This window comes from Comamonas sp. Z1 (assembly GCF_008121555.1).
GTDB lineage: Bacteria > Pseudomonadota > Gammaproteobacteria > Burkholderiales > Burkholderiaceae_C > Comamonas > Comamonas thiooxydans.
In genome coordinates this window covers 35,535-54,698 of the sequence record NZ_VOQT01000025.1, presented here as the reverse complement: position 1 = coordinate 54,698, position 19,164 = coordinate 35,535, and the positions used below count along the sequence as shown (strand labels likewise).

19 protein-coding genes are annotated in these 19,164 nt (G+C 57.1%); 9 read left to right on the top strand and 10 right to left on the bottom strand.

The window, feature by feature from the left end:
• Positions 1-1,661: 1,661 nt before the first annotated feature.
• The 3 genes from FSY45_RS25205 to FSY45_RS25190 all read left to right on the top strand — a co-directional run bounded on the left by FSY45_RS25205 (position 1,662) and on the right by FSY45_RS25190 (position 3,362).
• Positions 1,662-1,949: a hypothetical protein gene (locus FSY45_RS25205; protein ID WP_046462347.1), complete on the top strand. Its 288-nt coding sequence runs from the start codon at positions 1,662-1,664 to the stop codon at positions 1,947-1,949.
• Positions 1,950-1,994: 45 nt separating this feature from the next.
• Positions 1,995-2,690, top strand: a complete 696-nt coding sequence (locus FSY45_RS25200) for a hypothetical protein (RefSeq protein ID WP_131667147.1) — start codon at positions 1,995-1,997, stop codon at positions 2,688-2,690.
• A 429-nt stretch (positions 2,691-3,119) separates the two neighbouring features.
• Positions 3,120-3,362, top strand: a complete 243-nt coding sequence (locus FSY45_RS25190; RefSeq protein WP_232096786.1) for a molybdopterin-binding protein — start codon at positions 3,120-3,122, stop codon at positions 3,360-3,362.
• 219 nt (positions 3,363-3,581) lie between these two features.
• Here FSY45_RS25190 and FSY45_RS25185 read toward each other — a convergent pair whose 3' ends face one another.
• The 3 genes from FSY45_RS25185 to FSY45_RS25175 all read right to left on the bottom strand — a co-directional run bounded on the left by FSY45_RS25185 (position 3,582) and on the right by FSY45_RS25175 (position 5,403).
• The gene (locus tag FSY45_RS25185) at positions 3,582-3,914 is read right to left on the bottom strand and encodes a hypothetical protein (protein WP_003062303.1); all 333 of its coding nucleotides are present in this window, start codon (positions 3,912-3,914) and stop codon (positions 3,582-3,584) included.
• A gap of 148 nt (positions 3,915-4,062) precedes the next feature.
• Positions 4,063-4,404 carry a hypothetical protein gene (locus FSY45_RS25180; protein WP_046462367.1) on the bottom strand — a complete coding sequence of 114 codons (342 nt, stop codon included), beginning with the start codon at positions 4,402-4,404 and terminating at the stop codon, positions 4,063-4,065.
• A gap of 75 nt (positions 4,405-4,479) precedes the next feature.
• Positions 4,480-5,403 (bottom strand): LysR family transcriptional regulator, encoded by a 924-nt coding sequence (locus FSY45_RS25175; RefSeq protein WP_046462346.1) that lies wholly within the window; start codon positions 5,401-5,403, stop codon positions 4,480-4,482.
• A gap of 96 nt (positions 5,404-5,499) precedes the next feature.
• Here FSY45_RS25175 and FSY45_RS25170 point away from each other — a divergent pair, with 96 nt between their 5' ends.
• From FSY45_RS25170 to blaOXA, 3 genes are all read left to right on the top strand, one after another.
• On the top strand, positions 5,500-6,021 hold the full coding sequence (locus FSY45_RS25170) for a DMT family transporter (protein ID WP_003062292.1): 522 nt from the start codon (positions 5,500-5,502) through the stop codon (positions 6,019-6,021).
• A gap of 271 nt (positions 6,022-6,292) precedes the next feature.
• A complete protein-coding gene (locus tag FSY45_RS25165) occupies positions 6,293-6,709 on the top strand; it encodes a VOC family protein (protein WP_034396586.1) in 417 nt (138 codons plus the stop codon).
• 199 nt (positions 6,710-6,908) lie between these two features.
• On the top strand, positions 6,909-7,709 hold the full coding sequence (blaOXA, locus tag FSY45_RS25160; RefSeq protein WP_034361410.1) for a class D beta-lactamase: 801 nt from the start codon (positions 6,909-6,911) through the stop codon (positions 7,707-7,709).
• A 116-nt stretch (positions 7,710-7,825) separates the two neighbouring features.
• Here the strand turns inward: blaOXA and FSY45_RS25155 are convergent, their stop codons facing one another.
• The 3 genes from FSY45_RS25155 to FSY45_RS25145 form a co-directional block, all read right to left on the bottom strand.
• On the bottom strand, positions 7,826-8,545 hold the full coding sequence (locus FSY45_RS25155; protein ID WP_046462345.1) for a PA1136 family autoinducer-binding transcriptional regulator: 720 nt from the start codon (positions 8,543-8,545) through the stop codon (positions 7,826-7,828).
• 1 nt (position 8,546) lies between these two features.
• Positions 8,547-9,395: a glyoxalase III HchA gene (hchA, locus tag FSY45_RS25150; RefSeq protein WP_046462344.1), complete on the bottom strand. Its 849-nt coding sequence runs from the start codon at positions 9,393-9,395 to the stop codon at positions 8,547-8,549.
• A gap of 420 nt (positions 9,396-9,815) precedes the next feature.
• Positions 9,816-11,216 carry a PLP-dependent aminotransferase family protein gene (locus FSY45_RS25145; RefSeq protein ID WP_187427614.1) on the bottom strand — a complete coding sequence of 467 codons (1,401 nt, stop codon included), beginning with the start codon at positions 11,214-11,216 and terminating at the stop codon, positions 9,816-9,818.
• A 168-nt stretch (positions 11,217-11,384) separates the two neighbouring features.
• Between FSY45_RS25145 and FSY45_RS25140 the strand changes: the two genes are divergently transcribed.
• Positions 11,385-11,618, top strand: coding sequence for a hypothetical protein (locus FSY45_RS25140; protein ID WP_003062279.1), 234 nt, complete (start codon positions 11,385-11,387; stop codon positions 11,616-11,618).
• A 168-nt stretch (positions 11,619-11,786) separates the two neighbouring features.
• On the opposite strand, the gene FSY45_RS25135 is transcribed toward FSY45_RS25140, so the two are convergent.
• Positions 11,787-12,671 (bottom strand): LysR family transcriptional regulator, encoded by an 885-nt coding sequence (locus tag FSY45_RS25135; protein ID WP_148748523.1) that lies wholly within the window; start codon positions 12,669-12,671, stop codon positions 11,787-11,789.
• Between the two features lie 51 nt (positions 12,672-12,722).
• Here FSY45_RS25135 and FSY45_RS25130 point away from each other — a divergent pair, with 51 nt between their 5' ends.
• A complete protein-coding gene (locus FSY45_RS25130) occupies positions 12,723-13,661 on the top strand; it encodes a DMT family transporter (protein WP_046462343.1) in 939 nt (312 codons plus the stop codon).
• A gap of 81 nt (positions 13,662-13,742) precedes the next feature.
• A complete protein-coding gene (locus FSY45_RS25125) occupies positions 13,743-14,375 on the top strand; it encodes a LysE family translocator (RefSeq protein WP_003062274.1) in 633 nt (210 codons plus the stop codon).
• A 244-nt stretch (positions 14,376-14,619) separates the two neighbouring features.
• Here the strand turns inward: FSY45_RS25125 and FSY45_RS25120 are convergent, their stop codons facing one another.
• The 3 genes from FSY45_RS25120 to FSY45_RS25115 form a co-directional block, all read right to left on the bottom strand.
• A complete protein-coding gene (locus FSY45_RS25120) occupies positions 14,620-15,567 on the bottom strand; it encodes a bifunctional helix-turn-helix transcriptional regulator/GNAT family N-acetyltransferase (RefSeq protein ID WP_046462342.1) in 948 nt (315 codons plus the stop codon).
• A 310-nt stretch (positions 15,568-15,877) separates the two neighbouring features.
• Complete coding sequence (locus FSY45_RS28425; protein ID WP_046462341.1) at positions 15,878-16,129, bottom strand: Hpt domain-containing protein; 252 nt, start codon at positions 16,127-16,129, stop codon at positions 15,878-15,880.
• Positions 16,126-19,140 carry a response regulator gene (locus tag FSY45_RS25115; protein ID WP_223305752.1) on the bottom strand — a complete coding sequence of 1,005 codons (3,015 nt, stop codon included), beginning with the start codon at positions 19,138-19,140 and terminating at the stop codon, positions 16,126-16,128. The genes FSY45_RS28425 and FSY45_RS25115 overlap by 4 nt, the downstream gene beginning before the upstream one ends.
• Between the last annotated feature and the right edge of the window lie 24 nt (positions 19,141-19,164).

Genomic DNA, 19,164 nt, shown 5'->3' with positions numbered 1-19,164 from the left:
GAAGGCTGATCAGCATGGCAACTCCTTGGCACGGGATTGCCATGTTGCCAGAACTGCTTGCAGTACCTCTCGGCCATGCAGCAACGGACGCTTGTTTTTAAGCAGCCAATCGTCCGGGACCCGACAGCTAGAGTCTTTCGATTCGGGTGACAAGCGCGTTTGATTTTTCGTCCAAATCTGGTGAGGTGTATGCGCACTGACGTTCAAAAAAACTTTACTCCACTCGCAGCGTGTCTTACGTTTGGACTGCTTTCACCTGTCTTCGTTGGTTTCCTTGGCCGAGGAACCCTTGCGACTTGTGTCGCTGCGCTTGGCTGGATATGTTTTTTGGCCATTGCAATCATTTATCCGATTTTTTCGATTAGGAACGGCGTTATACGGACGCGGACGTCTACCACCTACAGAGCAGATGAGCCTGTACGATTTTGGGTGGGGATAATTGCATTGGAGGCATTGATGCTGTTGTTTTTGTTAATGGCGACCTACGCACTGTACGCATATTTAAATCGACCAATTTAAATTTTCGGTCAAGCAATGCAATGGACTTAATTGAATATCAAAAAATATACGCCCGCTGCGGCACATGCCAAAGCCATCGCCAGGAACACCCAGTGCAATCCTGGAATGCCTTCAGTCCCGGTGTACTTATGAGAGCGCGAAGTCCCTTGTTCTCGTACCGACAAAGGGTCGGCGCCCACAGCTCTGCCTGACGCTGGGGGAGCTGCCCAAACCCGATGACTCGCCGAACGGTGAAACTGAAATGCGTCGTAGGCCAAGTAGCCAAAAAACACGGCGAGCGCAAAGAGCCAGAATGGCGACATCCGAAGCCTCAGTTGTTATAGCGGTAGCGTAATTATTGCCTCAATCCCTACGAAATTGGGCAGAGCTCTCAATAAGTGGGCTCTACCTTAACTGGCCAGTGCCCCTTTGGGATCGTGCGCTGCCACAGTTGTCGGTCAGAATTCTTTCAATCAGGCTGAGCAGTTACACTTGGACGCGATAGGTCATCCAACACACTCTTTGAAGGTCAGAAATGCGTCGGGAGGCTATGGTCTTTGGTTGGTTTATCTTGATTCTTGGTGTGTTCGGTATTGCGAATGGAAGCGCCATTTTGATTCGCAGTGCGATCCATGTCGAAGGAGCCAGCTGCAAGGCAATATGTGGAATCTCACTCTTGCTTGCCGAGCTTTTTACCCCGGCATTTGGGGCCTTGGCTGCGGGAGCGATTTACTTGCTAGTAGGCTCATGCTTGGCTTTAGTGGGCTACTTGGTGCTGAGAGACAGGCAAAGGGTATGGCCTTGAGCGGCCGCGGTGAATCGAGCAGAGTCTTTGGAGTTGGCCAAGAAGAGGCCTTCGCTGTTAGCATGACCAAATGTGGAAATTCTTGCAAACGATGCTCGCTGCTGCCTTCGTTTTCCTCAACGATTGGAGCCATGGGCGCATGTATGTCAGCGTAATCGGCGGATTTTGTAGCGTCGCGTTGATCTACCTATTCGCATTGCCAAGTGAGCCTCCGTTATGGCCAGCTGTGCTGGTCGTGTTTCTATCGGGAGTAGTAGGCCTTTTGTGGGAGCACCAGAGTTCACACAGCTCCGAGATGTGAAGACCGCGAGTCATGCCCAGAATTCCTCCTGCACCTGTAGAACGAGCGCGATCTGCCATGGCTGATGACGATCGACTCGTCGCGAAAGAACATCAATGGTGGATGCGAATCATTTTCCTAGTAGTAAGTGCAGTCTCCGCTGCTTTGATGATTAACGCTCTGCGCTCGTTTGCAACACTTCAGGATTTTCTTGGCGCTATTTTGATTAGCATGTTTGCATTGATCGCCGCATTCTTTGCAGTATTGGCCGCGCCTAGACGATTTCAAGATCGTTATATGAGACCAATATTAATATATGGTTGCATATTGGAAATCATCATCAATGCGCTCATCATTTTGAAATGATGTTTAGGTCTTCTGCTTGATGAGTTGCATCATAAATATTTAATTATGAATAATATACTTATATGTACTGCTGCCACTACATTTCTAATATTGACGTCACATGGGCTGACTTTTGCGTTAGATAAAAATGAAAATTCAAAGAATTTTATTGGTAGCTTAAATAATGTGAAATTTGAGTTTCCCCATAATTATGTAAGGAATGTTGAGTATAACGGTGATCCTGGTTGGGGCTATGGAAAAAAAGGAGAGAGGGTTAGGAGTTGGGGCTCGAATTTTCGTAGTCTCGGCTTTGGGATAAGCCATCCTAATTTTACTTTATTGAAAAATTCAGAGTCACTAAATTCTGTAATTAGAGTTACGTTAACAGCTGGTGAATATTATGGAGATGGCCATTTTCTTAAGAGAAGTTTTCAGGAAATTAATAGAGATCCTAATTATTATTATAGGGAGGTTGATTCCATCTATGAACTGCGGCACTTCTCATTGACTATTGATTCTTCTGTGGTAAAAAAATCGCTGATGCGAGATTTTGATATTTACGTTAAAAATGATAAAGATGGTAAGGTTAGTGCACTTATCCGTTGTGGAAATTCTCGCGGTGACCAAGCTATATGCACACATTTCTTTGAGATAGAACAATTCCAATCAAGAATCACTCTTAACTATAAAAAGGAATTTCTTCGTAGCTGGAACTTGATTCAGAGTAGCACTATTTCAAGACTGCAAGAACTTAGAAAGTAGATACGGAAAATATAGATGCTGTGGCATAAACCCGTTTCGGGCGAGATTCGCTCGGAACCCAGACGTAACGTTGAGACGACTGATGACTGGATTCTGTCGCCTGTTCCAATGTCGACTTTAGGTTGTGGTTCAACTGGTCAATTCAACACAATGACGGCCTCTGGTGCAAGGAGTGCAAAGATCGCGGATTTACTACACGGAATTTCAGAAGGTCCTGATGTGTGATTGCTGGAAAGCTGGCGATACTTTGCACGAGATCGACAAGCTGTTTGACCGACCACATTCCTTTATTCACACCATGCTGGCGAATGTCCGCAGCCGACAAGCGATTGCGGCCGTCGTTGCTCGGCCCATTGCAGTCATACAGCGGCTGATAGGACCTCTATATGGCAGAGCTTCTACAGCCATCAAGTCGCTGAATATATGCTCTTGTCCGTCGTCATTTCTTCAGATACAGATACTATGAAAATCAGTGCTCGCAATGTCTTGCAAGGCAAGGTTATCTCGATTGTCACGGGCCCGGTCAGCACGGAACTGACACTAGAAGTTGCCCCTGGTGTGAGAGTCACGTCCTCTATCACCTCGACGTCGGCCCAGTCCCTGGGGTTGAAAGAGGGCGACAACGCATATGCCGTCATTAAAGCGTCGTCGGTGATGGTCGCTGTGGATTGAACAGCTCTTCTGTCTAAGCAAAGAGGCTCCTAAGGGAGCCTTTCTGATTCAGCCAGTTCAGATCAGTTGGATGCGCTAAGTTAAAAGCTTCTTTCGCAAGCAACGACCTCCAGACCGGCGCAGCGGATAGCACGGCGATGTTTGCGCAGACAGCCAACAGGCATCAGAAGCCGGACAAGGGATTGCTGCGCTTCTGAATTCCGGGGCATTGAGGTCCAATCAAGTCAGGTGGTCTTCCACAATCAACCAGCCCATGCTCCCAACCCCATCATTGATGATGTCCAGGTGGTTGCCGCCCTCGTACAGACGAATGTTCTGACCAACGAAGGCTTTGGGTGCAAGGCGCTCAATGTGGGACAGGGCCAGCCTTATTTGCTCGCCAAGCTCAGAAAGTGACTTTTGAGAGTAGTCAATGTCGATAGCCTCGGCCAGCAGTCCATAGACAACTCTCTTTTTTCCCTCTTCGGGGAAGGCAAGCACCTTTGTATGCAAGAGCTCTGCATTCGAAAATTTGCGACCAGTGAGCTTTTCAAAAACTTCAATGCTTGGCAAAGTTCCCTCCTAGCGCTGCGTGACTCAATGTAACCAGCATAGTCGAGCGCATTGAAGAGATGCAAGCACCAAGAGCGCGTAGTTACGCCTACTTCCCTAATGAATTCAGGACTGCAAACGACGAAGACCAGCTGCTGGGCATGGTTTGTCAATCGCCCTCAGGTGCCTGATCCTGCCCGTGAAAGGCTTCCCATGCAGCTGCTTCCAGCTCACCGCAATCAGAGATGAGATTGCCGCTCTCATCATGAAGCGTATACGTTTGTTGCTCACCTCCAATACTCGCGGCGCCATCAAGTCCCAGCAGCAAGGTATACATGGTGTCTCTCAGTACCGAATCCAGAATCGCTCGAAGTTGCTCGTGCTGCTTGGGCGTGAGCTCTAGGGCTGCGATCCGCGCTGCGACCTCCGACTCCTCATGAGCATTCATGAAAGACAAAAGAAGTTCTGACCTGAGCTTGACCCAGTTTTCAACAAATTGTTTGGCGTTCATCGTTACATGCGCAGTCATCGGCAGAGTCCTGGAGACTGAAGAAAAATTACCGCAAAAGTCGCGACTTGTGGCAACTCACTGCTGGCCAGCATTCGGTTTGCAGCTGTTCATCACAGCAAGCCTGAGCCAGGCCAGCGCAGGATCATTGTGCTTTCGCGCATGCCAGGCCTGTTGGTATGCCATTTTCGGTAGTCGCAATTGGCGTGGAGGCGCAAACTGCCGCAGATTCTTGAATGAGCGTAGCGGTCCGACAGCACGACGGGCAATCGTCAGAACCAGATCGGTACCTGGCAGCAATTCAACCGCAGCGCTCCAGTGTGGCAAGGCCACCGCAATCCTCCTTTTGAGTCCCTTGGCGGCGAGTGCGCGCTCGATCTCGTCGTTCGCATCCGGCCTCAATGCCAGCATGACATGAGGGCGCGCCAGCCATTCCTCTAGCGACAGTCCTCCTTTTTCCGGACTGACGGCCTTGTCTGCGAGACAGATGAAATCCTCTTCAAACAGTGTTTCGACCTGGATGTCTTGTGCAAGATCGGGAAAGATCCCCAGAGCCAGATCCAGTTCACCATCGGCTAGCTGTACCAGCATGGCATCACGGCTGGCCTGACTGATGGCGAAGTCAAAGCCGGGCGCATGTTTGCGGACGTATCGCATCAGGTTCGGAAGTACCAGACGAGCCGCATAGTCGGACAGTGACAGCCTGAATCGTCGTTGTGCCTGCAGTGGATCGAACTGAGGTGTTCCCAGCAGAGTATTGAGGCTACCCAAAGCCTCCGAGAGTGGTTGCAGCAGTGCATTGCCTCGGGCCGTCAGCTCCAGCTTTCCCTGCTTGCGCACCAGCAATGGGTCATTGAAATGCTCGCGCAGCTGAGCTAGCGAATGACTCACTGCCGGTTGGCTCTTGTGCAGGCGCATGGCAGCCCTGGTCACGTGCTTCTCGGTCAGCAACGCGTGAAGTGCCAGCAGCAGATTGAGGTCGATACGGCGCAGATCATCCATGCGAAGAATAGTACACGTGCATATAAACGATTTCCATAATTAATCCGTATGCAAGACCATTCAGACATTGCTTAGACGTTTGAAGGAGTGGCAGATATGAACAGCAAGATGGCATTGATGACGGTCGCCTCACTGGGCATGGCCTTGCTGGCGGGGGCCATCCTGCCTTTTCAGGCCGCTGCAAATGCCAACGTAGGCCGTGCTCTTGGTCACCCTTTCTGGGGGGCTGCCACATCGCTGGTGATCAGCCTGGCCGTGATGGTGCCCATGCTGATTCTGGTCAAAGCCCCCATGCCGAATTTCAGCAATGCGTTTCACGGACCCTGGTGGTTGTGGATCGGCGGTGTCCTGGGAGCTGTTTACGTCGCCAGTGCTGCAGCCCTGATACCCAAACTGGGTGCCGGCGGATTTCTGGTTGCCGTGGTCGCAGGACAGATGGTCGTGGCGGTATTGATCGATCACTTCGGTGTCATGGGGCTGGAGCCCAAGCCCATCAACGTCATGCGTGTGCTGGGTGTGCTCCTGATTCTTGGCGGGGTGTTCCTGATCCAGGGAGCAGGAGCAGCCAGGCCGGCCGCCGCTGCGATCCCCGCCACCTCCGGCGTGGGCTTGGCTTGAGCACAAAAATAGTGACGGCCCCACTGGCGCGGCGCCAGTGCGCTGAACCCTTCTCGAAAGGAAATGGAAATCAGCGCCTCACGCCGAAATGCTCAATGCGAGCCCTTGGTTGGACATTGACGGCCTCATGCCGTAACTGCGTTTGACAAGATCAAGCAAGCACGGGCCTTCCGATCAAGAAGAATGTCCCTGACGCTCGCCGAACGTCTGGGGTTTCATCACACCAAGTGCATACGATTAGGAGTGTGCATGCCTGGAGCAGGAGATCGCCATGAGCAAATTCAGTATTCAGCACATTGATCACATCGTGTTGCGCGTCACCGACCTGGAGCGCAGCATCCGCTTTTACCAAGCGGTCCTGGGCTGTACCTTGGTGAAGCGTCGCGAGGATCTGGGTATGGTTCATCTGCGAGCTGGTGCATCCATGATTGACTTGGTGGATGTTGAGGGCCCTTTAGGCCGTGCGGGCGGAGCTGCGGCTTCAAGCGAGCGCAGAAATGTCGATCATTTCTGCCTGCGTATCGAGCCTTTTGATGAGCAAGCCATCCTCGCCCATTTGGCTGGCCATGGTCTTGAGGCGGATGGGGCGGTGCGACGCTTTGGCGCTGACGGCATGGGCCTGTCCATTTACTGCAAAGACCCGGACGGCAATCAGCTTGAACTTAAAGGGCCTGCGAGCGCCGATTGACAACTCAGGCGGCAGTCCGTACTCCCGGAGTGCTCGCTATGCCCGACCTGGTTGCTCGAAAGACAGCCTCTGGCTGTGGATTCAAGCGATTGCGGCTGCCGCTGTCCGGCCCGCAAGGGACGCTCCCCATCACGGCAAGGTGTCACCGCTCCTGTCTCGGTCAACTCAGGGCGGTTCGTTTGCCCCTTAAACTAGCCGCATGAATCGACGTAGTCTGGTCTTATCCGCCCTGGCCGCAGGGTTTGCTCAAGTGACGGCGGCAGGCCCCCAGCCTCAAGAAATGGCCGAGTGGTCTCGGTTTTTCACAGAAGCCGATGCGCAAGGCAGCATCGTTGTTCTCGATGCACGCGATAACTCTGAAACTACCCACGTTTACAACGTGTCGCGTTCCGCTCGGCGTTACTCGCCAGCCTCTACCTTCAAGATTCCGCACAGCCTGTTTGCGCTTGATGCAGGGCTGCTGCGTGACGAATTTCAGCTCATTCAATGGGATGGTGTGAAACGACCTGTGGAGGCCTGGAACGTGGACCAGAATCTGCGCTCCGCGATGAGGAACTCCACCGTCTGGGTGTATGAGCGCTTCGCCAAGGAACTCGGCGATGCACGCGAGAGCGCCTATATGCGAAAGATTGGGTATGGCAATGCGGTCGCCACTGGCGACAAGCCATTCTGGGTTGAGGGCGACCTCGCCATCTCATCCTTCGAGCAGATTGCTTTCTTGCAACGGCTTTACCGCAATCAACTGCCTTTCCAGGTCGAGCACCAGCGGCTTGTGAAGGACGTGATGGTCAATGAAGCAGGGCCTGACTGGATACTGCGTGCAAAAACGGGCTGGACCGGAAAAATCGGCTGGTGGGTGGGCTGGGTAGAGTGGCCCAGCGGCCCCGTCTTCTTCGCCTTGAACATGGACACGCCCAACAGACTTGCCGACCTTGCCAAACGGCAAAGCATCACACGCAATGTTCTGCGCTCCATTAAAGCGCTACCCACTTCAGCATAGACCTGAACCGCGAGCAGAAGCCGGCAGAGCCATGTCTTGAAGAGCTCCTGCGGCCGGTTCCTGCCCCCGTTTGCATGTTCCAAAGGGATACTTGAGATGTGAGCCGACATGGATAGTCAGGCGACGATCTCTCCGTTGCGGATCGCCATGCGAATGGCCTGCGCCGTCGTGGCAACGCCCAGGCGCTTGCGGATGCGGCGCAGGTGGTTTTCCACAGTGCGTTCGGACAGGCCGAGGGTTGCGGCAATCTCCGTCTGCCGCCGGCCGGCGGCAGTCCATGCGAGCACCTCACGTTCGCGATCGGATAGGGGGCCGAGCTCTTCTTGCGCGGGCAACTCCAGCAGCCTGCGTGCCGTGCGGAATGCGGTTTGGGCGATCAGCTCCAGCGCCAGCCGGGCCTGCGGCGAGGCATCGATGCGCTCGCCGCCCAGGCTCATCGCGTCTTCCAGCCCCAGGAGGCCGAATACAGGCACTTGCAGACCGTGGATACCCGGGCCCTGCGGCGCGCGGACGACGCTGTAACGCTCGCCCTGAGCGCCGTTCGTCTTGGTCCAGAAGAAGGGCTGGTTCGTCTCCAGGATATGGCGCGTCACCGGGCAGTGCCGCACGTAGGTTTCAGCATCGACAGGCGCGCCCGTGCCGAACCAGTCGCCTTCGATCCAGTAGATGCGCTCCACCGCATTGTCCCGAGCGCTGGAAGCCGAAAACAGCACAAAACGGTCGTACCCCAGCGGCGCGCCGACAGCACGCACCGTATCCTGGATTGCGGCAAGGCTGCGGGCGCCCTCGATGGCGAGGGCTCCGTGCAATGCCGCCTGCGCGATTGCAGTGCTCATCTCAGGCCGTGACTTCCTTGAGCAAGGTTTCGGCCGCGAGCTTGCCAAGCGCATTGCCAGCCAGAGGGCTGTCGCCGGTGATCAGCTGGCGGTCCCGGTGCACGGCACCCGAGATGCCGTCGTTGACGATCTCGAAACCCAGGGTCTTGAGCCTTTCGCCGAACTTCCAGGTCAGGTGACCCGGCATGTAGCCGATGGCCGGGGTCTGCGCATCAAGTGCGTCGGGGAAGGCGCAGATCTTGTAGCCTCGGTAGATGTCGCTGTCGCCAACCGCTAGGAAGGCAGCAGGTCCGTGGCACAGGGAGATGACGAACCGGTTGTTGGCCGCAGCCCATTCCAGTACCGCACCTACGTCACGGCTGTCGGGGATGCCGATCAGCGCGCCATGCCCGCCGGGAACGAAGATGGCGGCGTACTGCTCCAGCCCCTGCTCAAGCACCGTCGACAGGCGCAGCGGCTCCTTGAATTGCGAGTGGTACTTGTTGAAGAAGCCCTTGACCGTCTCGTCTTCGGAAGGCATTGCCCAGAACTCGAACTTGACGGGATTTCCCGACACCGTTGCCACATCGAATGCGAAGCCCGCCTTGTCCAGGTGGTACATGGGCAGAAGCGTCTCGACCGGGTGGTTGCCGGTGGAGAAAAAGCTGCCGTTATCGGTCAGCAGGTAGCGCTCGTCTGCGCCGATCATCAGGATCTTCTTGCTGCCTTGATAGGTTTTCGCGTAGTCGGCCCCGCTCAGGTCGGACTTGGGCGACGTGAACTGACTGAGCGAGTAGGGGGAGGGGAAGAACGCATTGAGTTCGGCCGGATCGGGTTGCGGTTGCTTGGTGGAAGTCGATGGTTCAGCCATGGGGCACCTCTTGGGTAGTTTGCGGAGGGCACAACAATGCGGCGGCAAGAAACCTGTGGCAATGAGGGATTTCCGTCAACGCGGGTCGGGCGAAGTCGGCGGCGTGCACTTGCAAAGCAAATGTGCAGAATCGCGAACTCATCACATGCAGCGCCTGTCGTGCATGGCTCTCCTTCCCAGTCTGATCAAGGCTGGCCGGCCTTGTGATGATGGTGTAATAGGGCAATGTCGGCAGCACCGGATTGCCAGAGTGCTTGTTACAAACGGAAAGCTGCAGTCCATCCGCTCAACCTAGAACGACCATATGTCGCGGCCGTATGAGCCCTTTGCGAAAAAAGCCGGCGCAGTCGAGGGTTGAGCCGGCCTGGATGCGAACGCATTGAGGGTGCTCCTGAATGGTGCGCCGTCTTTCCCGGGTACTTAAACCACCGCAGCGCTGAACGGCTCTGGCCTTCGTGCAAGCAGATGCGACAGCCTTTGAAGGCCCGTCTGCAAGCGTCCACGGTCCTTGATGCTGCCCAGCGAGATGCGAATGGCATTGACGGAGCCGCTGCCGGTGGCGCTGGTTGCGAATGCCTCCGCCGGCGTGACGGCGATGCCCTCGTTGTCGGCCGCACGCGCAAGCTGTGAGGAGTTCCAATACCCTGGCAACTCGAGCCATACATGCAGGCCGTCTCCAGTGCCGCTGTACCTCCCCGCAAGAATATCCCTGGCCATCCAGTGGCGCAGACGCGCCTCCTTGCGTACGCCTTCCATCAAAGCAGCTGCCGAACCGTCAAGGATCCACTGTGTGGCCAGTGCGGCCGTCAGAGGAGCGACCATCAGCGCAAATGACCTGAGCGCGACCAGGAAGCGTTCGCGTTCATGCGGGTCACGTATGAGCACGAAGGCGACACGCAAGCCGGGCGTCAGGCACTTCGACAGGGTCGAGATGTAGGACACCTGTTCCTGGGCAAACGTGGCAGTAGGTGGTGGCGGTGCATCGGCAAGCAGCCAGTAGGGGTCATCTTCGACAATGCGTACATTGCAGCGCTTGGCGATGTTGGCGAGCTCCTTGCGCCGGCGCTCCGGAATGGTGATGGCGGTCGGGTTCTGCAATGTAGGGTTGAGGTAGAGCAGCCCAGGCTGGTGCTGATGGCAGGCCTGCTCCAGCATCTCGGGCACCATCCCATGCTGGTCCGCTTCCACCGCAACGATGCGCCGGCCGAACTGGGTCGCAGCAGTACGCAGGCCCGGATAACTTGCTGGCTCTGTCAATATCACATCGCCAGGCTTCGTCAGCGCCAGGATCAATGCGGCAATTGCGGCTTGCGCGCCCGGACAGACAACAACCTGCGCTGAATCCAGGGATCCAAACATCGGCTCCAGCCATCTGGCTCCTGCCTTACGGTCGGAGTCGCTTCCTCCGCCCAGGTGGTAAGTCATCAGCAATGCGGTGTCTGCCCCCATCATTACCTGAGAAAGGCCTTGTTTCAGCAGGTCGTCGAAGTCCACGCCAGCGGGTGGGGGAGGAGTGTTCATGCTCAGGTCGAGGACCGAGGTCAGTTCAATTCTCGGTGCCGCGACATAAGTACCTCGCGCGCCGCGGCCCTCCAGCAGATGGCGGCGTCCGGCTTCGTCGTATGCGCGCGTGACCGTCGTCAGGTCGAGGTTCAGCTGTGCTGCCAGCTGGCGCTGCGGAGGCAGACGATCACCCGGCTTCAGCGAACCGTCTGCCATTGCCGCCTGCAAGGCATCCGCAATCTGCAAGAAGCGTGGCCCGCCATGCACGGCCAATCGCGGCAGCCAAACTGGCAAACTGTCATCTTGTATGGTTTTCATACGCAGACATTTTGTCTCAATGTATGGAAATTGCTTTTAAGTAATATGCCTCAGAGCGTGTGGCGATCCCATTCTTGTATGGCAATCGCCGACGTTTTCGCCTCTCTCCTTCGGGAGGCGGTGTTCCTCACGGTAGACAGTGTCAAGTCATAGCTGGAAATTCTCAAAATGATCGATTGGGTCCCTGTAATCTTTGTTACGTTCAAGGTTCTCATCTTCGGCGCGTGCATGTTCTTCGCCATCAAGTGGCATTACGACCAAGGAAAGAAGGGAATGGACAGGCGCGCGCTGCTGCGCACGGGCGGCAAGGTGGCTGCCGCCTTCATGCTGGGGCTGCTGTTTGTTCTGCTGTTCACTTTCGGCCTTGCCAGAATGCTCGGCATGGACTTGAGCCTGCCATGACGGCAAAGGCTGGTCGGCCGATATCCAGCAATGCAATGAGCCTTGCATTCATCGCACGGCCATAACTGGTTGCCTTATCGAAGATGGCAATCTGCCTTGCGTGGCCTTTGCAGACGACCTTTGGCTCCAGGCATTCGGGAGACCACTTGCTTCGGATGACGAGGTCGCTCATTGCTCAACCGCCAGGCTGGCCCTGCTTTTCCGGGCCAGCTCGACAAATGCCAAAGCAGCGGGCGAGAGCTTGTCAAAGCTCAGCGCGGCCAACGCGATTTTCCGGCGACAACGGGGCTTTAACGGGCGGTAGACAACACCTGCCGGGGGCTCGGGCAGAGCCAGACGTGCGGCAATGGTGACTGCCTCGCCTTGCGCGACAAAGCCCATCATCGAGGTGAGCTGCTCAAACTTGAACAGAGTTCTGGGTGAGGCGCCCTGGCTGGCCAAAAAAGCATCGATATGGGGGCCTGAGCCTGCGCTGGTACGGATAAAGGGCAGTCCATGAAAGCCCATGGCAGCAATGGCCGATTGGGACGCAAGGGGGTGCGCAGCAGGCAGCACCGCCACCAGCTCGTCTTCAGCCAGGGTCAGGGTGTCGAAGCGCTCGTCGGGCAAGACGACAAAGCCCAGTTCCACACGCCGCTCCAGCAGCCACTGAACGACTGTGTCGTCCATGGCTTCCTCGATGTGCACCTCGACCAGGGGGTGCTTCTGCTGAAAGCGTGCCAGGAGCTTCGGCAGCAGACGCAGCGACGAGGTGGCGCCAAAAGATGCAATGCGCAAGGTGCCTCGGGCAATGCCATGCTCCGCATCGGCTTCCTGCTGCAATGCCTCTTTTTGCTGAAGAATGTCATTGGCGCGGCTCAGTAGCCTGGCGCCCACTTCGGTCAGTGTTGCCGCAGCCCCTTCGCGCTTGAAAAGTGAGACACCCAGCTCTGTCTCCAACTGCTTGATGGCATGGCTGACGCCGCTCTGGGAAATACCCAGCACACCCGCTGCGCGAGAGAAGCTGCCGACCCGGGCGAGCGCTGCAAAGACTTCGAGTTGTGTGAATGTCATGAGCTTTTACTCATTCGACGATGAATGCTGATTATCAGATAGTAACGTCTCATGAACACATTACGAACTTCCACCCATTTGGGATTGATTGGCATGGCTGCCCTGTGGGGCGCCTCCTGGCCCTGGGGACGCATCGTCGCGCAAACCATGCCTCCGCTGGCAGCGGCCAGCCTGCGCTTCTTTCTGGCTGGTCTCCTGCTGGTGCTGTGGCTATACCGTAGCGGGCGCATGGGTGCATTGCGTGTTCTGGGGCCTCGCCAATGGGGGGGCCTGGCCTGCGCTTCTGCCGTAGGCGTGCTGGGCTACTCCGTGTTCTTCTTGCAGGCACTCAAGACCGTGCCCGCGGGCAAGGCGGCCATGGTGGTGGCGCTCAACCCGGTACTGACCATGCTGTTCGCAGCGCTGCTGTTTCGTGAACGCGTGAACGCCGTCATGTGCCTGGGCTTGGGGCTGGCCGTGACGGGCGCCCTGTATGCGCTGAGCGGCGGCGCTTTGGGGGAGCTGGTGTCTTCCTCGTCCGGCGTGGGAGAATGGCTGCTGCTTGGCTGCGCCGCATGCTGGGTTGCCTATACCCTGATAGGACGCATCGTTCTGACCCGCGTGGATGCGCTGACCACGACGACGGCAACCGCACTCATTGGCGCTGCACTGCTTCTTATGGCCAGCATTGCTCTGGAGGGCTCGTCCGCCTGGACTGGCCTGGCAAAAGCCCCTGCCGTCGCCTGGTACAGCGTTGTGGCGCTGGCCCTGGGCGCTACGGCATTGGCTTACGCCTGGTACTTGAAGGGCGTCCAGGAGCTGGGTGCTGGCGCCGCAGCCGCGTATATGTCACTGGTGCCGCTGTTTGGCATGCTGCTGTCCAGCGTCTGGCTCGGAGAGCCCATCACCAACTCGCTGCTGGGTGGCGGCGCTACGGCCATCTTCGGCATGTTGTTGATGAATATAGGGCGCATGCGGCTGGAGAGAGCCTCTCACTCTGCGACTGCCTGATTCGGGTCGAGTGCTGCTGCTTTCGGCCAGGAGCAGACCTCGACTGATATATTCAAATGCAACAGCACTTGAGAAACCATCATGCCTGGCTTTGAGAATTGGCTTGCCTTCGGCCTTGTTTCCCTTGGAATGGTCCTCACTCCAGGACCGAACATGGTTTATTTGATTTCCCGATCGATATGCCAGGGACGTACCGCCGGTCTTATCTCCCTGGGGGGAGTTGCTCTCGGCTTCGTGTTCTACATGATGTGTGCGGCACTGGGCATTACGGCGATCGTCATGGCGGTACCGTATGCCTACGATGCGTTGCGCATTGGCGGGGCTCTGTACCTGATCTATCTGGCATGGCAAGCCGTCAAGCCGGGTGGCCGCTCTCCGTTTGAAGTCAAGAACCTTCCGCAGGACGGCCCAAAGAAGCTGTTCCTGATGGGGTTCCTGACCAATCTTCTCAACCCGAAGATCGCCGTGATGTATCTGTCACTGCTGCCTCAATTCATCAGCCCTGAACATGGCAGCGTGCTCTCGCAATCCCTGGTTCTGGGCTTTACCCAGATTGTGATCAGCGTCAGTGTGAACGCCACGATTGCCATGCTTGCAGGATCGATAGCAGTATTTCTTTCCGGCCGTCCGACGTGGATCCTGGTCCAGCGATGGCTGATGGGAACAGTCCTCGCCGGCTTGGCCGTACGTATGTTGACCGAAGCAAGGAAATAGCACCTTGCCGAACCACCTTGGGACGTATGGCGACAGTCATAGATGGACCATTTGTGGCCCTTCGCACATCTCAGAAGCGTTCACTGGAAGATGACGCCATGGACAATGGCGATGCTGAACAGCCAATCGGCGTTCAGCATCGTCGAACGTTACACGCCTTGCCCTTGGGGCGGCTGGCACGACCCGGCAAACTCAAGACAGCTGCAGCCGGCCAGAAGCTGTCCTTGAAACAGGCAATGAATTTTCAAGTCAAGCGAACGAGTTGCTGCTCGGTCACCGTGCTTCCCCACTGCGCTCCTTGCTCCTCCTTCTGCAGCTTGAAGCCAAAAGACTCATACAGCTTGCGGGCGGCGTCCAAGCCTTTGAATGTCCACAGATGGACTTCACGGAACCCACGTATATCGCAGAATGTCATCGCCTCTGTCATCAACTGCCTGCCGACACCGCTACCGCGACAACCATCGTCCAAGATAAACCATCGCAGATGGGCTCTGTTGTCACCCAGGTCCTGGCCGTCAATCGCGAGCGAACCAACAATTCGGTCATTGAGCAGGGCGGTCCATACCCTATTGCATGGCTCGTGCAGCCGTCCGGCGAACTCTGCCGCTCCAGCTGCGACCTGGCTCTCGAAGAACTGCCCGAAATTGGAGTGCTTCGAGTAGAACGCTGCATGCATTTCGGCAATACGTCCAACCAGTCCGGGGCGATATCCTGCGCTGACGGTGATTGGGCTTTGCTGCTTTTCTGCCATATTCAAGCGATGGGCTTTGAGCGCTCCTGCATATGCAGACAAGCCCTGCGCAACCGCCTGTTGCTGGGAGCGATTGAGGTGCTGAAACGCAGCTTGCACCTGCATCTGACCATAGGAATGAATCTGCCTGACCGTGCTGCGCCCCTGGGCCGTCAACTGCAGTAGCTTGAAACGGCCATCATCGATAGCAGCCACTTCCTTGATCTCTCCTGCTGCAACCAGCTTCGCAAGCATTCGGCTGACGCTTGACTTCTCCAACCCCAAAAGCTGCACGAGCTGAACCGAGGTCATGCCTTCATGGGCGTCGATTTCAAGCAATGCATGCACAGCCGATGCCGAATAATCCGTTGCGGCCAGTGTCGGCTGCATGAATCCGAGCTCTCTTACCAGGGCGCGGGAGTCGGCTCGAATCGAGTCAATTTCAGACAGGGTGTTGGTCATCTGTGGTGTCAAGCAATCAATATTGGTTGCAATGTACAACTATATAGTTGTGATGTGCAACTGATTTGTGCTGAAGCCTGATAGGGGTGGATGGCTGTCCATGGCCGGTCCTGTACGTAAGCCATTCCGGCAGCTCAATGAGTTGCACATCCGGGCTGCCGTTGCCCATCGATTCACGGAGCCGGGCCGCGCACAACGGCAGGCGGCGGCGTAGTCACGTCAGGGGTCGGGGCGGTGTGGCTCAGCTTAGAGCGCAGTCGTTTCAGGCGATTCGACTGCTGGCGCTGGCTTGCGGGGCGCCGCGTACCTTCTAGGCGGAAATGCTGCTTCTGACGATGTCCAGGGTTTCGTGCATGTCCTTGACAAGCAGGGTCAGCATTTCCCGTGACGCAGGAGTTTGTCCGTTGGACCTGATCTGATTTTCCAGGGATTCGGCTTGCGCAAGGAGGTCCTTGAGCGCGACAGCAGAAAGACCTCCCCGGATCCTGTGCAACACGGCGAGCATGGCCGGGGCATTGTCCCCACTGGCGGACTCCTCGAGCGTGTTCAGGTCCTGGCTCATTGTCTGGATGAAGACCTCGCGGTACTTCCTGGGGATCGCGGCAGCACTCGCCGAAGTGTCGCCCCTGGGATTGTCGATGGGGCGTCCGAGCCGCCTTGCGGCGCTGCATCAGCGCTGGCTTTCGCATGCGCGCGCAAGTGCAGCCACAGCGATCGCAGATCGATAGGCTTCACTAGCCAGCTGTTCATACCGGCAGCCCGGCATCGGGTCTCTTCTTCCTTCATGGCATTCGCCGTCACTCCAATGATGGGCGTGGACACGCCACGCTCGCGCAGGGTGCTTGCCAGCTCATAGCCATTCATGCGCGGCATGTTCAGGTCGGTAAGCAGGAGATCGAAGTTGTTAATGCTCCATAGCGCGAGGGCGTCTGCCCCGTCGGGGGCAATGGTTACCTGGCAGCCAAGCTGTTCAAGCTGGTCGCGCAGCGTGATCTGATTGATCGGATTGTCCTCGGCAACAAGAATATGCAGATTCAGCTGATGATAGGGCGGATGAGCGGGCTCCGGCGAAATCTCCAGCTCCCCGCTCACCAGATATTGAATGGCGAATCCGACGCTGCGCACAGAGTATCGGTTTGCCTGCGGCGGGAGCCTGCCAAAGTCCTCGTATCCCCTGGCCACGATCCGCGGGCCCGTCCATTCCTCAAGATCGACTCGATCATCAAGCACGACGTCCACGAGCACGCCAGGCGACTCGCTCTCGGGATGGGCATGCGGGGAGAGGGCGCTTGCCTGAGCCCCCCAGCGTGTCAGCCACAGGCACAGGTTCTCGCTGAGCTCCTTGCGCGGGCTGCGTACATAGGTCGTGATATCTCGCAGCTGGGGAGCAGAGCTCGCAGGCGGGCTGCCCTTTTCAAGAACGAGATCCACGGAAAAACTGCTGCCCAAGCCGGGTTCGCTGGTGACATGGAGTTCACTGTCCATGAGCCTGGCCAACCTGGCGGAAAGGGCAAGGCCGATGCCCATGCCGCCAACCGTATGCGAGCCGCCGTTGATCCGATAGAAAGGCTCGAACAGACGTTTTCGTTCTTCGGGGCCGATGCCCGGTCCGCTGTCCACCACCTGCAGGCTCAGCCGCACCTTCTCGTCCGGCAAGGATTCGGCGCGCAGCCGGGTGATGACATGTCCGGCGTTCGTGAACTTGATGGCGTTGCCAAGCAGGTTGCTGAGAATCTGGCGTATGCGCGCTGCATCTCCGTGGACGCATGCCGGTACGGAGGTGTCCACGCAGCTATAGATGACCAGGCCTTTTTGCTCGCCGGCTGGCGCGCAGGACGCGACCGCACTTTGTACCAGCTCGCCCGGATCGAAGGCTGCCGCCTCGAGTGCAAGCTGCCCCGACTCGATCTTGGTGACATCCAGGATGTCGCTGATCAACTGCTGCAGAATGCCCGATGAATTCTGGATGTGATCGATATGCCGGCGCTGTTCATCACTGAGTGGTGTCATGGCAAGAATCTCCAGCGTGCCCAGCAACCCGTACAAGGGCGTGCGTATCTCATGGCTCATTGACGCCAGGAAGGTCGATTTCGCCTCTACGGCCCGTTGTGCCTGCACCTTGGCCTGTTCCTGGGTGCGCTCCATCTCGGCTCGTGCGCTGACGTCCGCGAACACGCAAAGCACCACGTCCTGGCTCTTGTAGCGTGTCGGCACGAATCTCACATGCAAGGGGCGGCCGTCCAGACCCTGAATGCTTTCGATGCTCCCCGGCTTCGTGGTGCCTATGATCTGCCGCAGCAGGCCATTGGCTCCCGGGGCGTTGTGCAATTCAGCGTCGGCTCCTATGCCCAGCCACTGCGCCGCGAGCTCATTGCTGAAGGCGACCTTGCCGGTCGAGCGGTACAGAACGCAGAGCGCGACCGGGACGGTGCCAAGCAGGGTGAGATTGAATGCATCCATTTCCTGCTCGCTCTGGGCTGCGGCCTGGGCAGGATCGGTGACATGCAGCCGATACCATCGCCTAAACCCCAATCCGCCTGCCAGAACCAGCAGCAAAGTGGTCAAGGCGCCCACCGGCAGCCAAGCATGGTTCTTGATGAAGCTGCTGTAGCCGAGCAAGTAGACCGCAGTCCAGTCGCCATTTTTGTCGGTAAGCCGAAGAATCAAGCCTTCGGACGAAGCCTTGAAGCCGATATCGTCGGCAGCCGGAAGCCGTCCCTCGCCTATCAGCACGCCGCTGTCGCGCCGCATCAACCAGAAATCATCGTAGGCAGGCTGGAAAGAGAGGCGTTCCGATGCACTGATTCGGTCTCGCGTGAACAGCGTCGCCGCATAGACATTGCCTGATGTGCCGGACTGCGCATCGTCTGCGTCCAAAGGCAGGGATACCGGAAGAACCCCAATCATTGCGCCGGGGAGATCTGCATCCCGTCGCCACTCGATCGGTGAATCTAGCCTGACTCCTTGCGGACTCTCGCTCGATGCATGCTGCTGGATCGCCTGAACCACGCTCAGCAACACTCGGCGCGTCAGGGGCGTATGGCTTGAATCTGCGGCAACTGCTGGCACGCTCAGGCTGAACTGCCTGGCGGGCGATACGACAAAGACGGGCGCGGCCGGGAACGCCAGATTTGCCCAATACGTGGAATAGAAGTCGGAAAGATACGAGCCTGCCCCTGAGTGGACGCCGTTCGTTACCGGGCAGAATTCGGCCCGCTGGCAGAGCAGGGTGAACGGCATGGACGCCGCTGCGCGTTGCCCATCGAAGAATCGCCAGGAGGGCGACTCGGTGCCCGCAGCCGAGCTGACCGAAGTGCGTGAAGCAAGGCTGGCCCGTTCGGCCTGCTGGCTTTGCATGCGCAGTGTGCGCAGCATCTGCTCCTGGGCGTTGATGTTGCCCATCAGGAATGAAAAGTCCGCCTGAAGCTGGTCCTTTTCGTTCTGCAGGATATGCTGGCCGAGCCAATACACGGCACCAGCCAGCACAAGAGCAGCCGGAAAAACGCCGAAAAAAAGTGCTCTCAAGCGGCTGGAGGCGGGCATCACCATTTTTTGATGCTTCTGTCGTGTCATAGGTGGTGCACGCTTGACGCGCGC